The sequence below is a fragment of the Rhodobacteraceae bacterium D3-12 genome (genome assembly GCA_025916135.1).
Classification (GTDB): domain Bacteria; phylum Pseudomonadota; class Alphaproteobacteria; order Rhodobacterales; family Rhodobacteraceae; genus JAKGBX01.
Window position 1 is genome coordinate 1,987,139 of sequence record CP104793.1, and the last position, 13,965, is coordinate 2,001,103.

Sequence of the window (13,965 nt, forward strand, 5' to 3'; positions counted from 1 at the left end):
GTCCTTTTAAGGTCGGGCGGCGTGGCCCTGTCCGCCCCTTCTATGGCTTTCGCGATGGTATGAAAACACTCCTGTCTTGGCTGCCGGCTTGACGCGCGCACATGTCCCATTGGTCGCTGCCTATCACCAATTCGCGCAATTGCTGCGCCGCTATTGTCATCTTTGCGCGTTCATTTTCACCCAACCCCGCCCGCTCCCTCTTGCGCCTTGCCCCTCTGCCGCCTAAAGCGTGAGACATGACAGATCAACGCCACGACCGCCTCCTCATCATCGACTTCGGCAGCCAGGTGACGCAGCTTATCGCCCGCCGCCTGCGCGAGTTGAACGTCTATTGCGAAATCCACCCCTATCAGAAGGTCACCGATGCCTCGCTGAAAGAGTTCGCCCCGAAGGCGATCATCTTTTCCGGCGGACCGGATTCGGTGATGCGCGAAGGCTCGCCCCGCCCGCCCAAAGCGGCCTATGACATGGGCGTTCCGATCCTCGGCATCTGCTATGGCCAGCAGGTGATGATGCACGATCTGGGCGGTCGCGTCGAAGCGGGCGAACATGCCACCGCCGAATTTGGCCGCGCCTATGTCGCGCCGACCGACACGCGCCCCGATTTCCTAAACGGTTGGTTCCTTGATGGCACGGGCCGCGAGCAGGTCTGGATGAGCCACGGTGACCACGTCGCCGAAATCGCCCCCGGCTTTGAGGTCTGCGGCACCTCGCCCGGCGCGCCCTTTGCCATCACCGCCGATCTCACCCGCAATTTCTTTGCGGTCCAGTTCCACCCCGAGGTGCATCACACCCCGAACGGCGCCACGCTTTACGAAAACTTCGTGCGTCTTGCCGGCTTTGCCGGCGACTGGACCATGGGCGCCTACCGCGAGGAAATGATCCAGAAAATTCGCGATCAGGTCGGCGACAAACAGGTGATCTGTGCGCTGTCCGGCGGCGTTGACAGCTCGGTCACGGGTATCCTGTTGCACGAGGCGATTGGGGATCAGCTCACCTGCGTTTTCGTCGATCACGGGCTGTTGCGCCTGAACGAGGCCGAAGAGGTCGTCGCGATGTTTCGTGACAACTACAACCTCAACCTCATTCACGCGGATGAGGCCGACCTCTTCCTTGGCGAGCTTGAAGGCGTCAGCGACCCGGAAACCAAACGCAAGATCATCGGCAAGCTGTTCATCGACGTGTTCCAGAAATACGCCGACACGATCGAGGGGGCCGAGTTTCTGGCCCAAGGCACGCTCTATCCCGATGTGATCGAATCGGTCAGCTTTTCCGGCGGTCCTTCGGTCACGATCAAAAGCCACCACAATGTTGGCGGCTTGCCAGAGAAGATGGGCCTGAAATTGGTCGAACCGCTGCGCGAACTCTTCAAGGACGAGGTCCGCGTGTTGGGTCATGAGCTGGGCCTCCCCGCCAGCTTCATCGGGCGTCACCCCTTCCCCGGTCCGGGTCTGGCGATCCGCTGTCCCGGTGAAATCACCCGCGACAAGCTTGAGATTCTGCGCAAGGCCGACGCCGTTTATATCGACCAAATCCGCAAACACGGGCTTTACGATGATATCTGGCAGGCCTTCGTTGCGATCCTGCCGGTGCGCACAGTTGGCGTGATGGGCGACGGGCGGACCTATGACTACGCCTGCGCCCTGCGCGCGGTTACCTCGGTGGATGGTATGACGGCGGATTACTATCCGTTCAGTCACGAGTTCCTCGGCGAAACCGCCACACGGATCATCAACGAGGTCAAAGGCATCAACCGCGTGACCTATGACATCACCTCGAAACCTCCGGGCACGATTGAGTGGGAGTGAGTTGAGCTTTCTAAAGCCCCGCTGGATTGGCGGGGCTTTCTTATTTTTCATGCGCGCGCATTGGGACGCGGCAAAGGGAGCTTAGCCGCGAGGCATTGGTTGTCGCTCAAAAGCTGCGCCGCCAAGGTCCGGTTTGAGCCAATAGTGACAGATGCTACATAGGGCAGCGCCAGACCGCGGGTGGGCATCACCCGTTTGGTGGGGGCCACTTTATTTCAAGTCTTCGGCGTGGGGGTGAAGAGGTGGACGACGCAGAAGAAGCGCCCGCCCATGGGGCGGTCGGGCGCTGCCCGGCGGCGCTGAGCGCCTTGGTTCCGGGCATTGGCAAATGCCGTAATCGGGCGATTTTGATACATCGGTATTAGCAGGACTCCGGAGAGATCAGCTGAATGCTTGCGCAATTTTGAGCAATCGGTTTCCATGATCCTGTGCGGAAATTTGACCACCAAAAACCACAGTCTGTTGAAACTATCTCTGAACCGGCCATTAGCGCAGCCGCAGTGAAATGCGGCTTCGTCCCGCTTTCCAGACTTCGGTTCAAACGCAGCGCGCCCCGCGACGCGCGGTTTAAACACATCCTGCTGTGCCCAGCCCCCTCACTATCCCCGGCGTTTCAACTCGCGGAAATCGTGGATGTCCGGCCGTCGGAGCGGATTTTCATCTGGCCCGAAAATCTTGTGCTTCACCACCTTTTGCGTTCCCGTCACCGGCAAGGCGTCTACAAACAACATCCAGCCCGGTGGTTTGTAATAGGCCATCTGCGCAAAGGCCGCGTCGAAAATGGCGCGGGCGGTGGCCGCGCTCGGCTCTACCCCTTCGGCCAGAACAATCGCCGCCAAAACCTCCTCTTCGCGGATGTCATCGGGGGCGGCGATACAGGCAACATTCACGACGCGCGCGTCCTGAAGTAGCACATTTTCAACTTCTGCGGCGGCAATATTCTCGCCCGAACGGCGGATAATGTTCTTTTTGCGATCAACAAAGGTCAACACGCCATCCGCGCTTTTCACCACCGTGTCACCGGTGTGAAACCAGCCCCCCTCCCAGGCCTCGGCGGTGGCGTCGTCCTTGTTGAGATAGCCGGAAAAGAACCCCTTGCGCGGTGTCGCCGCACTGTGGCGCAGCACCATTTCGCCCGCCACGCCCGCCGCCACTTCGCCGCCCGCATCGTCCCAGACCTGCGCTTCAAGCCCCGGTCGCTCGCGGCCAAATGCGCGGGTGTCGATGCGGCGCGGCTCTTCGTCCATCGCGAAAACGCGGCACATCTCGGTCATGCCCCAGACCTCGATCAGCGGAATGCCGAAACGCGCCTCAAACGCCACATGCAGCGCCGGTTCCACCCCGGCTCCCAGCCCCACGCGCAGGTGGCCCAAATCATCGGCGCCAGTCGATTTATCGGCCAGCAGCACGGAAATCACCACGCCGAGGTAATGGAAAATCGTCGCGCCGGTTTCGCCGGTATCGCGCCACCAGTTGCGCGCGCTAAAACGCTCCGGCTGGATCAGCGCCGCGCCGGTCAGCAGGACACCGAGAAAGCCCACCACCCCGGCGTTGATGTGAAACGCGGGCAAAGGGTTGAACACGCGGTCGGTCTCGGAAAGCGAAACCGGCGGTCCGATCCGCACATAGGACTCCCCCACCATCAACTCGTATTCATGGCTGAGGATACAGCCCTTGGGCCGCCCCGTCGTGCCCGAGGTATAGATCAGCCCGGTCTCGCTCTGCGGCGTGATCGCGCCCTCTTGCGCCGCACTCTTCGCAGGCGGCACCCCGGCGAGGATTTCTTCAAACGCGACAAAGGCCACCGGAGAGGCCACCGGGCTCTCTGCCTCGGCCATACCTGCACGCATCAACTGCGCGTAAGGGGCGCTGGCAATGGCCAGCGCGGCGCCGCTGTCTTGCAAGAGATAGGCCAGTTCGGAGGCGTGGTAATCCGGGTTGACCGGCACAAACGACACCCCGATCCGCGCCATCGCCAGCTTGAGAATATAATGCTCGGGGCAAGTCCCCAGAAGCACCGCCGCGCGATGCCCGATACCATAGCCCGCAGCGCGCAGGGCCTCGGCATATTGCGTTACCTGCGCGCCCACTTCGCCATAGCTCAGCACCCGCATTGCGGCGTCGCCCTGTCGCGGCGCGATCAGAAAGTCGCGCTCGGGCCAAAGCGTCAGGGCGCGGCGAAACACGTCGTCGATCCGCTGGCCTGCGATGTCCACGCGGCTGTCTTTTGTGCCGTCACTCATGTCTGCCTCCTCCGTTTGATCGCCATGGACAAGCCCGGCAAAAGCATAGACACATACGCCATGACGCGCAGACCCAAGCCCTTTTGTTTGAGAGATTACGTCCGATGAGCCCCGCGCTGCAAGCCGCGCTTTGGATGTCCGGCGCGATCCTGTCTTTTACCTCGATGGCGGTGGCCGGGCGCGAATTGTCCGGCGCGTTCGATACCTTTGAAATCATGCTCTATCGGAGCCTGATCGGCCTGTTGATCGTCTGTGTCATTGCCCGCGCCTTTGGCCGCAGCAACACGATTTATCCGCGCCGCCTGCGCCTTCATGGCATTCGCAATATGGCACATTTCATCGGTCAGAACCTCTGGTTCTATGCGTTGACGGTGATTCCGCTGGCACAGGTCTTTGCGCTTGAATTCACCGCACCCGTCTGGGTCGTGCTGCTGTCGCCCCTGATCCTCGGAGAGCGGCTGACCGCGACGCGCATGCTCGCCGCGCTGATCGGCTTTGCCGGCATCCTCATCGTCGCCCGCCCCACGCCCGAGACCATCGACACCGGCATCATCGCCGCCGCCATTGCCGCAGTTTGCTTTGCCTTTACCGGCATGTTCACCAAGAAACTGACCCGAACCGAGCCGGTGCTGTCGATCCTGTTCTGGCTGACCTTGTTCCAAGGCGCTTTTGGGCTGATCTGTGCCGGATATGACCTTGATATTGCGCTGCCTGATCTGACAAATCTGCCGTTGGTTGTCGTGGTCGGCGTTGGCGGGCTGATGGCGCATTTCTCTATCACCAAGGCGCTGTCTCTGGCCCCGGCGACAATTGTGATGCCGGTCGATTTCATTCGCCTGCCGGTGATCGCCGTGATCGGGATGCTGCTCTATAAAGAAGATCTCGACTGGTATGTTTTCCTTGGCGCTGCGGTGATTTTCGCGGGCAATTATATCAATATCTACTTCGAAACCCGCCCCCCCAAACAAACCGCATGAACCGGGTCGCGCCGCGCGCGCCAATGGCCTAGGGCACAGAGATGTCAGAGCAAAAATCCATATCCTCCGCCGCTTGGGTGCTGATCTTTTCGCTGGGAACGATCTGGGGCGCGATTTTCCTCGCCTCGCGCTTGGCGCTCAACGAAGTCGGGCCGTTGACCATCGTGGCGCACCGCTGTTTCTGGGCCGCTTTGGCTCTCTGGGGCGTGGTTTTGCTACAGCGCATCCCGTTGCCGCGATCGCCGCGCGTCTGGATCGGCTTCCTTGGCATGGGCATCCTGAACAATGTGATCCCCTTCGGGCTGCTCAACTGGTCCCAACAACATATCGAAAGCGGCCTCGCCTCGATCCTCAATGCGACAACGGCCGTGTTTGGCGTGCTGGTTGCGGCGCTCTTTCTGGCGGATGAGCGGCTTAACACGCGCAAGCTGATTGGTGTGCTCATCGGCTTTGGCGGGGTGGCGACGACCATCGGCATTGACTCGCTGCGCAGCCTCGACATCCGCTCGCTGGCACAGCTCGCGGCGCTGACGGCGACCTTGTCCTATGCGTTTGCCGGTGTCTGGGCGCGTCGCATGATGGGCGGCCTGCCCGCCGTTCTGGCCGCCGCCGGCATGCTCAGCGCCTCGGCACTTGTCTCGATCCCGGCGGCTTGGCTGATCGAGGCGCCGCTGACGCTGGCGCTCTCTCCCACCACGCTCATCGCGCTGGCCTATTCCGCCTTTGCGGCAACCGCGCTGGCCTATCTGCTCTATTACAAAGTGCTTGAGCTCGCCGGGTCAGGCAACCTTTTGCTGGTGACGCTGCTGATCCCGCCCTTCGCCATCGTCCTTGGCGCGCTGTTCCTGCAAGAGGCACTGCCGCCCAATGCGCTGGCCGGGTTTGGGCTTCTGGCGCTGGGCCTTGCGGTGATCGACGGGCGGCTGCTCAAACGTATTGGGGTTTGACCACACCCGCCCGCGCCTTTACCAAGCATCGCAAAGACCACGTTTGGAAATTTGATGCTTTATTCCACCGCACAAGACTGGCGTGACGCCGCCCACAAGCGCGTCTTGTTTTTTGGCATGTCGGGCCTTGGCAAAACCTATCTGTCAAACATGCTGCGCGACGATGGAAGCTGGTATCACTACTCGATCGACTACCGGATCGGCACCCGCTACATGGGCGAATACATCGCCGACAACGCCAAGCGTGAGGCGATGAAAAACCCTTTCCTGCGCGAGCTTTTGATGTCGGATTCGATCTATATCGGCTCGAATATCTCGTTTGATAACCTCACCCCTGTCTCGACCTATCTGGGCAAGCCCGGTGATCCGGCGCGTGGCGGGATGCGTTTTGCCGACTATACCGCGAGACAGGACCAATTCCGCCGCGCCGAGATAGCAGCCCTGCTCGACACCCCCTATTTCATCGACCGCGCCCAAGGGCTTTATGGCTATCCGCACTTTATCTGCGATACCGGCGGCTCGATCTGTGAATGGGTTGATGCGAATGATCCCAACGATCCGATCCTGACCGCCCTGTCCGATTGCGCGCTTCTGGTTTGGATCGAAGGCTCTGACGCGCATACCGAAGAGCTGATCCGCCGGTTTGACCGCGCGCCCAAGCCGATGGCCTATCAACCCGAATTCCTTGACCGGATGTGGCAGGCATATCTCAAGGAAAACAACTGCCTTGAAGGGGATGTCGATCCCGATGCCTTCATCCGCTTCACCTATGCCCATGCGCTCGCCCATCGCCAGCCGCGGTATCAGGCGATGGCGAAAAACTGGGGCATCACGGTCAGCGCCGAAGCGGTCGGCGCGGTGCGCGACGCCGCCGGCTTCGACGCGATGATCGCCGCCGCCCTTGAGAAAACCTGACCCCGGCGTTATCTCACTCTTTCAGCAAAACATCAGGACACCTGACTCATGCCCATCCGCTTGCCTTCCTCGCTTCCCGCCTTTGACGTGCTCAAGCACGAGGGCGTGCAGGTCATGGGCGAACGCGCAGCAGACCGTCAGGACATTCGCCCATTGCGCATCGGCCTGCTCAATCTGATGCCCAAGAAGATCCAGACCGAGAATCAATTCGCCCGCCTGATCGGCGCGACGCCGCTGCAAATCGAATTCTCGCTGATCCGCATGAGCGAGCATCAGACAAAAAACACCGCCGCCGAGCATATGGAAGAGTTCTACCGCTCCTTTGCCGAGGTCAAAGCCACCGGCGAGAAGTTCGACGGTCTCATCATCACCGGCGCCCCGATCGAGCATTTGCCCTTTGAGGAGGTCACCTATTGGGATGAAATCTGCGAGGTCTTCGAGTGGACGCAGACCCATGTGCATTCCACCTTCGGCGTCTGCTGGGGTGGCATGGCGATGATCAACTATTTCCACGGCGTGCCAAAACACATGCTCGCCTCCAAGGCGTTCGGCTGTTACCGCCATAGCACCTTGCAACCGGCCTCGCCCTATCTGCGTGGGTTTTCGGATGATTTCGTTATCCCGGTCAGCCGCTGGACCGAAGTGCGCCGCGACGAGACCGAAGCCGCAGGTCTGACCACGCTACTGGCCAGCGACGAACTCGGCCCCTGTCTGATTGAAGACGAGACGCACCGCGCGCTCTATATCTTCAACCACTTTGAATATGACAGTGACACGCTGAAACAGGAATACGACCGCGATGTTGCCGCCGGCTCCGCCATCGACGTGCCGGTGAATTACTACCCCGACAATGACCCATCGCGCGCGCCCTCCAACCGCTGGCGCTCTCAGGCGCATTTGCTCTATGGCAACTGGATTTCCGAGATTTACGAGACCACGCCCTATGACATCTCGAAAATCGGGATCGAGCGGACGGACCTGCGCGGGGCAAGCGGTTCAAACTCATGAAACCTGCGCTTGTGCTGACATTGCTCGCCCTGATCGGGGCGGCGGCGGTTGTCTGGGTCAAGGCCCGCATGAACGAGGTGCGCGCCATCGCCGCCTATCCGCCGCAAGGCGAACTGCTCAACATCGACGGCCATCAGGTTCATGCCGTCGTGCAGGGTGACGGACCGGCGCTTGTGCTGATCCACGGAAGCTCGGGCAATGCGCGTGACTACACCTTTGCCCTCGCTGGGCGTCTGGCGAAAACCTACCGTGTGATCTCGTTTGATCGCCCCGGTCTGGGCTATAGTGATCCGATCTCGCCAACCGGCGCCACGATCGCGCAGCAGGCCGACATTCTGGCCAAAGCCGCCGCCGCTCTTGGCGCGCCAAAGCCTGTGGTGCTGGGTCACTCCTATGGCGGGGCCGTCGCACTCGCATGGGCCGTGCATCACCCGGATGCGCTCGCGGGGCTTGTCCTTGTCGGCGCGCCGAGCCAGCCTTGGGACACGCCGCTTGAAGGCACCTATCAACAGCTCTCCAACCCGGTGATCGGCCCGCCGATGGCCGCGCTCGCCACCGCCTTTGTCGGCCCCGCCCGCGTCAACACCGCGCTGGAGGAGATTTTCGCGCCCCAAACCCCGCCCGTGGGCTATGGCGATTATGTCGGGGCCGAGCTGACCCTGCGCCGCGCCTCCTTGCGCCACAACGCCATGCAACGCGCCAATCTCTTGGATGAAATCACCGCGCTGCAACCCCGCTATGGCGAAATCTCCGTCCCGGTCGAGCTTGTCCACGGCACCGCCGACACCACTGTAGGGCTTAAAATCCACGCGATCCCGTTTCTTGGGCAGGTGCCACAGGCCAACCTCACCCCGCTCGACGGGATCGGCCATATGCCACAACACGCCGCCCCCGACGCGGTGATCGCCGCGATTGACCGCGCATCGGGCCGTCTCGCACGCCAATAAACGGGCCCCCAAACCGGCCACGCCAGCGGCGAAATCTGACGCCAGTCGCGCCCAATTATTGCCCCCTTTATCCAATAAACACGGAGAAAGAGCAGCGATAAACCGGGGCAAACCCTATGAATTTTGACAAAATCACCGAGATGCTGACGCATCCCTTCACATTGTTTTTCGACCCGTCGCAACGGATGTCGATCCTTTATATGGTCACCGCCCTGATCGTTGCGATTGTTGTGTTTTTCGCCCGCAAACGCTCACTTGCCGGGCTGGTGACATGGCTCCTGCCGAAAGAAATCCTGCTCCACCCCTCGGCCAAGGCCGACTATGTGATGTTCTTCGTCAACAAAACCGTGGTCTACGCGATCTATGCGTCGATCATCATCCAGTCGCAATTCTGGTTTGATATGCTCACCGCCTATATGGGCCCGGCACCGCGCGTCGACCCCTCGCTTGCCATCACCCTCCTGACCACGCTGGTCATCGCCATCAACATGGATGCAATGCTCTGGTTCGGGCACTGGCTGTTTCACAAAATCCCGTTCTTGTGGGAATTTCACAAGGTCCACCATTCCGCCGAAGTCATGACCCCGATCACCGCCTCGCGGATGCACCCCTTCGAAGAGGTCGTCACCTCGATCATGTCCGGCTTTGCCGTCGGCATCACCGCCGCCTTTATGGATCAGGCCTTCGGTCAAGGGGCCGTGATGCTCAATATCTTTGGCATCAACGTGGTTCTGGCGGTGTTCTTCCTCGCCGCGTTCAACCTGCGCCACTCCCATGTCTGGGTGCGCTATCCGGTCTGGCTGCAAAAAATCTTTGTCTGCCCGGCCCAGCACCAAATCCACCATTCCAAGGCCCGCAAGCATTGGGACAAGAACATGGGCTTCATCTTTGGCCTCTGGGATTGGGCCGCAGGCACGCTTTATGCGCCCAAAACCCATGAAAAGCTGGAATATGGTCTCGGCAATGGCGAAGACGGCACATGGAACAAAGCCAGCGTGCTTTACATCCGCCCCTTCGTGAACGCCTATGGCTTGTTCAAAAGCGGATGGCGGAATGCCTTTTTCGCCCCGGAAAATTCCGCTACTCCTATGGCAGAGCCAGTAGGAGAGGATTTGCAAGGTGAGCAAGAACAAGCCGTTTGACGGAGCGATCAGCGCGTTTTTCGAAAACGAAGCCCCCGAAGCCGTGCGCAACGCGATCAAGCGTGGCGACAAGGGCGATATCCTCGACGCGGCCTATCCCCATTCCGAGAAAATGCCGCGCAAGGCATATGACAAGGAAATGGAAGCGCTCCAGATCGAATTGGTCAAGCTGCTCAGCTGGGCCAAGGACAGCGGCGCACGCATCGCCATTGTCTTCGAGGGCCGCGATGCGGCCGGTAAAGGCGGCACAATCAAACGCTTCCGCGAGAACCTCAATCCGCGTGGCGCACGGGTCGTCGCCCTCTCCAAACCGACCGACAAAGAACAGACCCAATGGTATTTCCAGCGCTATACCGACCATCTGCCAGCCGGCGGTGAGATCACATTCTATGACCGCTCATGGTATAATCGCGGCGTGGTTGAGAAAGTGTTCGGCTTTTGCTCGGACGAACAACGCGCGCATTTCTTCACCCAAACCCCCGATTTTGAACGCATGCTGGTGGATGAGGGCATCTATCTCTTCAAACTCTGGCTCAATGTTGGCCGCGCCGAGCAACTGCGCCGCTTCCTCGCCCGTGAAAGCGACCCGCTAAAGCAATGGAAGCTCAGCTGGATCGACGTTGAAGGCCTCAAAAACTGGGACGCCTACTCAGCCGCGATCGAGGAAACTTTTGCCCGCACCCATACCGAGCACGCACCTTGGACAATCGTGCGCTCTGACGACAAACGCCGCGCCCGTCTGGCCGCGATCCGCACGGTGCTGCATGGCATCCCTTATGCCAACAAGGACGAAAAGGCGATCGGACCCATCGACGACAAAATCTGCGGCGGGCCCGACATCTGGAATGCGTAAACGCGGCTATCATCACGGCAACCTCCGTCAGGCGCTGGTCGAGGCGGCGCTCTCTCTGATCGAGGCCAAAGGCCCAACCGGCTTCACCCTCTCCGAGGCCGCCAAACAGGCCGGCGTCACCCCGGCGGCGGTCTATCGCCACTTTGAGGGCCGCGAAGACCTCATCGCCGAAGCCGCGCGGCAAGGGTATGAGATTTTTGCCGACGTCATGCAATTCGCCTATGACACCGGCCAGCCCTCGGCGCTGGCCGCGTTCGAGGCCACGGGCCGTGCCTATCTCGCTTTTGCGCGCAAATATCCCGGCCATTACATCGCGATGTTCGAAAGCGGCATCTCGGTCAACCGCACGCCCGAACTGGCTGCGGTCTCGTCCCGCGCGCGCGGCGTAATGGAGCGCGCCGCCAGCGACCTCTCGCAACATATCCCGGCCGACAAACGCCCGCCCGCGACGATGTTCTCCGCCCATATCTGGGCCATGTCCCACGGCGTGGTCGAACTCTTCGCCCGCAACAGCCCCGGCACGCAAAGCCCCTTTCCCCCGAAGACCTGCTTGAATCCGGCATCGGCGTCTATCTGCGCGGTCTCGGCCTGATCACGCCGGACGACTAAAATGCCCCCGCGCGCCTCGTAACCCTCGTCACAGCGGGTTTTCTCGCCAGCGCGGCGCAGGCCGATCTGCTGATCCCGATGGAGGAATGGCAGGCCGAGGTGAACCGCTTTGACGCGCTCTCTGATGCGGCTTGCGCCGGCGATGCGCCCGCTTGGGCCACGCTGCAACAGGCGGCACAAACCGACCCGGTCGCCAAGGTCGCGATGGCGTGGCTGATCACCACCCAAGGTTGCGCCCATTTCAGCGGAAATGAAGTCGAAGCCTTCGCGCTCAACAAGCGCGCCGCAAGCTATGGCTACCCGATCGCGCTCTCCAACACCGGCTTTCGCCTGCTCACCGGGCGCGGCACCCACAAGGACACGGCCAAAGGGCTGCGCTCCATCGAACGCGCCATTCGCGGTGGCCATGGCAAGGCGGCGGCAACGCTCGCCATTCACTACGCCCGCGGCATCCACCTGCCGCGCGACCTTCCCGCCGCCCGCTCCCACCTCGCCACAGCCGAGGCCATGCTGGTCAACCCCACCCTGCTCGACCGCGCCTGGGCCGCGATTGAAGCGGCTGAGGGCGATTAACGTCAGTTAACCACAATCGCCGCCGACCATATGGGGATCAGCTGTTGAAACGGCACCGGCTGCGTGAAATGCGCCAGCGGGTCATTGATATGCAACACCGGCTGCACCCCATACGGCGTCTTAACCCACTCCATTCCGGTCAAAACAACAACATGCCCGGAAAAAGGCGTGCTCTGCACTTGCAAGATAATCGGACGGCCTGAGCGCAATGTCTGGTAAAGCACCATCGGATTGGCTGGCGGATTATAACTGGCCACGCCCGCGCCTGTGGCTTGCAAAAGCTGCATGATCTCCTGAGTGTGACCGGTGCGAAAGCACGCATTTTGATACTGCGACGGCGGATTACAACAGATCGGCTTGCCATACCCGTTCGCTTTCGACACCATCGCGCATTGATGCGGTGGCCCCTGTATCGGCGTTTTCTGCTTCCAATGTGCAATCATCTCAACCACCGCCAACCAACACCAAACCGGCGTCTGTTGCTGGACATTGATGATCCCAAGGTTCACCGGCGGCGGCACCTGCTGAGCCTGCGCGCCCGGCGCACATAACATCATGGCCGCAAAGACCAGCGATCTAAATACCAACATTTCAACTCCAATCCAAAGCTTGAAATGCAGCCTATGGTAATAGCCCCCGGCCAAACCTCAACAAAAACCCCGCCCCTTCATCTGACTGAAAATATCCCGGGGTTTGGGGCAGCGCCCCAATCAACACCTGCCCCAAAAACCACCCCCAAAATAAATAGGCCCCAAAACAGATAGGCCGCAAAACAGATAGCCCCCAAAAGAAAAAGGGCCACCCGCATGGGCAGCCCCTTTCCAAAACCATATATCCCGGCGACTTAACGCTTGGAGAACTGGAAGCTCTTACGGGCTTTCGCCTTACCGTATTTCTTCCGTTCCACAACCCGGCTGTCGCGGGTCAGGAAGCCAGCAGCCTTCAGAGCGGCGCGCAGCGACGGATCATAAAGCTGAAGCGCTTTCGAGATACCGTGCTTGACCGCACCGGCCTGACCCGACAAACCGCCGCCCTTGACGGTGGCGTTCACGTCGAACTGGTCGGCAACACCGGCCACGTCAAACGGCTGACGCAGGATCATTTGCAACACAGGACGCGCGAAATATTTGTTCAATTCGCGGCCATTAACCACAACCTTGCCGGAACCGGGCTTGATCCAGACACGGGCGACCGCGTCCTTCCGCTTGCCGGTGGCATAGGAACGGCCCAGCTCATCGCGCTGTGCTTCATACTTGGGGGCCTCATCGGCCACCACTGCGGGGGCTGCGGCCCCTTCGGCCACTTGGCCCAGCTCTTCGAGCGAGTTCACTTGATCGGTCATCTCTCTCAGCTCCGCGTGTTTTTCTTGTTCATGGATTTCACGTCCAGCACTTCCGGCGCTTGCGCCTCATGCGGATGCTCGGCCCCGGCGTAAACGCGCAGGTTGGTCATTTGCTGACGGCTCAGGCGGTTGCCCGGCAGCATGCGTTTGACCGCCAGCGTCACCAGACGCTCGGGGTATTCCCCTTCAAGGATCTCGCTAGCGCTACGCTGTTTGATCCCGCCGGGGTGCCCGGTGTGCCAATAATGGATCTTGTCGGTGCGTTTCTTGCCCGAAAGCTGAACCTTGTCGGCGTTGATAATGATCACGTTGTCGCCCATATCCATGTGCGGCGTGAAGCTGGCTTTGTGCTTGCCGCGCAGGCGCGTGGCAACGATCGAGGCAAGACGGCCCAGAACAACGCCCTCGGCGTCGATCAGGATCCACTTCTTGTCGATTTCTGCTGGTGTGGCAGAGAAGGTCTTCATCGTAAAACCCTTCGGTGGTTGGTGTCTGGTTAATCGCAGTGTCCGACGACAAAGCCGACGGTGCGCGTGATGGGCGGGTTATAAAGCCCCACCACATCCAGTCAAGCGAATTACCCCCAAATTAACCAAGCAAA

13 protein-coding genes and 1 pseudogene are annotated in these 13,965 nt (G+C 60.6%); 10 read left to right on the forward strand and 4 right to left on the reverse strand.

Annotated features, from left to right (window positions below):
• Positions 1-236: 236 nt before the first annotated feature.
• Positions 237-1,808, forward strand: a complete 1,572-nt coding sequence (guaA, locus tag N4R57_09785) for a glutamine-hydrolyzing GMP synthase (GenBank protein ID UYV39262.1) — start codon at positions 237-239, stop codon at positions 1,806-1,808.
• Between the two features lie 599 nt (positions 1,809-2,407).
• Here the strand turns inward: guaA and N4R57_09790 are convergent.
• On the reverse strand, positions 2,408-4,051 hold the full coding sequence (locus tag N4R57_09790; GenBank protein UYV39263.1) for an AMP-binding protein: 1,644 nt from the start codon (positions 4,049-4,051) through the stop codon (positions 2,408-2,410).
• Between the two features lie 104 nt (positions 4,052-4,155).
• Between N4R57_09790 and N4R57_09795 the strand changes: the two genes are divergently transcribed.
• The 9 genes and pseudogenes from N4R57_09795 (at position 4,156) to N4R57_09835 (ending at position 12,022) form a co-directional block, all read left to right on the forward strand.
• Positions 4,156-5,028, forward strand: a complete 873-nt coding sequence (locus N4R57_09795; protein ID UYV39264.1) for a DMT family transporter — start codon at positions 4,156-4,158, stop codon at positions 5,026-5,028.
• Positions 5,029-5,069: 41 nt separating this feature from the next.
• Positions 5,070-5,975 (forward strand): DMT family transporter, encoded by a 906-nt coding sequence (locus N4R57_09800; GenBank protein ID UYV39265.1) that lies wholly within the window; start codon positions 5,070-5,072, stop codon positions 5,973-5,975.
• Between the two features lie 54 nt (positions 5,976-6,029).
• On the forward strand, positions 6,030-6,890 hold the full coding sequence (locus N4R57_09805) for an ATPase (protein ID UYV39266.1): 861 nt from the start codon (positions 6,030-6,032) through the stop codon (positions 6,888-6,890).
• A gap of 48 nt (positions 6,891-6,938) precedes the next feature.
• Entirely contained in the window at positions 6,939-7,898 is a 960-nt protein-coding gene (gene metA, locus N4R57_09810; GenBank protein ID UYV39267.1) for a homoserine O-succinyltransferase, read from the forward strand.
• A complete protein-coding gene (locus N4R57_09815; GenBank protein ID UYV39268.1) occupies positions 7,895-8,845 on the forward strand; it encodes an alpha/beta hydrolase in 951 nt (316 codons plus the stop codon). The genes metA and N4R57_09815 overlap by 4 nt, the downstream gene beginning before the upstream one ends.
• Before the next feature lie 116 nt (positions 8,846-8,961).
• The gene (locus tag N4R57_09820; GenBank protein ID UYV39269.1) at positions 8,962-9,987 is read left to right on the forward strand and encodes a sterol desaturase family protein; all 1,026 of its coding nucleotides are present in this window, start codon (positions 8,962-8,964) and stop codon (positions 9,985-9,987) included.
• On the forward strand, positions 9,956-10,840 hold the full coding sequence (gene ppk2, locus N4R57_09825; GenBank protein UYV39549.1) for a polyphosphate kinase 2: 885 nt from the start codon (positions 9,956-9,958) through the stop codon (positions 10,838-10,840). Before N4R57_09820 ends, ppk2 begins: the two co-directional genes overlap by 32 nt.
• A pseudogene (locus N4R57_09830) lies at positions 10,833-11,449 on the forward strand (TetR/AcrR family transcriptional regulator). The gene ppk2 and the pseudogene N4R57_09830 overlap by 8 nt, the downstream one beginning before the upstream one ends.
• Before the next feature lie 78 nt (positions 11,450-11,527).
• The gene (locus N4R57_09835; protein ID UYV39270.1) at positions 11,528-12,022 is read left to right on the forward strand and encodes a hypothetical protein; all 495 of its coding nucleotides are present in this window, start codon (positions 11,528-11,530) and stop codon (positions 12,020-12,022) included.
• 2 nt (positions 12,023-12,024) lie between these two features.
• Here the strand turns inward: N4R57_09835 and N4R57_09840 are convergent, their stop codons facing one another.
• From N4R57_09840 to rplM, 3 genes are all read right to left on the reverse strand, one after another.
• Complete coding sequence (locus N4R57_09840) at positions 12,025-12,612, reverse strand: hypothetical protein (protein ID UYV39271.1); 588 nt, start codon at positions 12,610-12,612, stop codon at positions 12,025-12,027.
• 254 nt (positions 12,613-12,866) lie between these two features.
• Positions 12,867-13,364 carry a 30S ribosomal protein S9 gene (gene rpsI / locus N4R57_09845; protein ID UYV39272.1) on the reverse strand — a complete coding sequence of 166 codons (498 nt, stop codon included), beginning with the start codon at positions 13,362-13,364 and terminating at the stop codon, positions 12,867-12,869.
• A 5-nt stretch (positions 13,365-13,369) separates the two neighbouring features.
• A complete protein-coding gene (gene rplM, locus N4R57_09850) occupies positions 13,370-13,831 on the reverse strand; it encodes a 50S ribosomal protein L13 (protein ID UYV39273.1) in 462 nt (153 codons plus the stop codon).
• Positions 13,832-13,965 lie beyond the last annotated feature (134 nt).

Excerpts from the sequence above, each read along its gene's own strand:
- guaA (UYV39262.1), top strand. The coding sequence starts at position 237 with ATGACAGATCAACGCCACGACCGCCTCCTCATCATCGACTTCGGCAGC.
- N4R57_09790 (UYV39263.1), bottom strand. The coding sequence starts at position 4,051 with ATGAGTGACGGCACAAAAGACAGCCGCGTGGACATCGCAGGCCAGCGG.
- N4R57_09795 (UYV39264.1), top strand. The coding sequence starts at position 4,156 with ATGAGCCCCGCGCTGCAAGCCGCGCTTTGGATGTCCGGCGCGATCCTG.
- N4R57_09800 (UYV39265.1), top strand. The coding sequence starts at position 5,070 with ATGTCAGAGCAAAAATCCATATCCTCCGCCGCTTGGGTGCTGATCTTT.
- N4R57_09805 (UYV39266.1), top strand. The coding sequence starts at position 6,030 with ATGCTTTATTCCACCGCACAAGACTGGCGTGACGCCGCCCACAAGCGC.
- metA (UYV39267.1), top strand. The coding sequence starts at position 6,939 with ATGCCCATCCGCTTGCCTTCCTCGCTTCCCGCCTTTGACGTGCTCAAG.
- N4R57_09815 (UYV39268.1), top strand. The coding sequence starts at position 7,895 with ATGAAACCTGCGCTTGTGCTGACATTGCTCGCCCTGATCGGGGCGGCG.
- N4R57_09820 (UYV39269.1), top strand. The coding sequence starts at position 8,962 with ATGAATTTTGACAAAATCACCGAGATGCTGACGCATCCCTTCACATTG.
- N4R57_09835 (UYV39270.1), top strand. The coding sequence starts at position 11,528 with ATGGAGGAATGGCAGGCCGAGGTGAACCGCTTTGACGCGCTCTCTGAT.
- N4R57_09840 (UYV39271.1), bottom strand. The coding sequence starts at position 12,612 with ATGTTGGTATTTAGATCGCTGGTCTTTGCGGCCATGATGTTATGTGCG.
- rpsI (UYV39272.1), bottom strand. The coding sequence starts at position 13,364 with ATGACCGATCAAGTGAACTCGCTCGAAGAGCTGGGCCAAGTGGCCGAA.
- rplM (UYV39273.1), bottom strand. The coding sequence starts at position 13,831 with ATGAAGACCTTCTCTGCCACACCAGCAGAAATCGACAAGAAGTGGATC.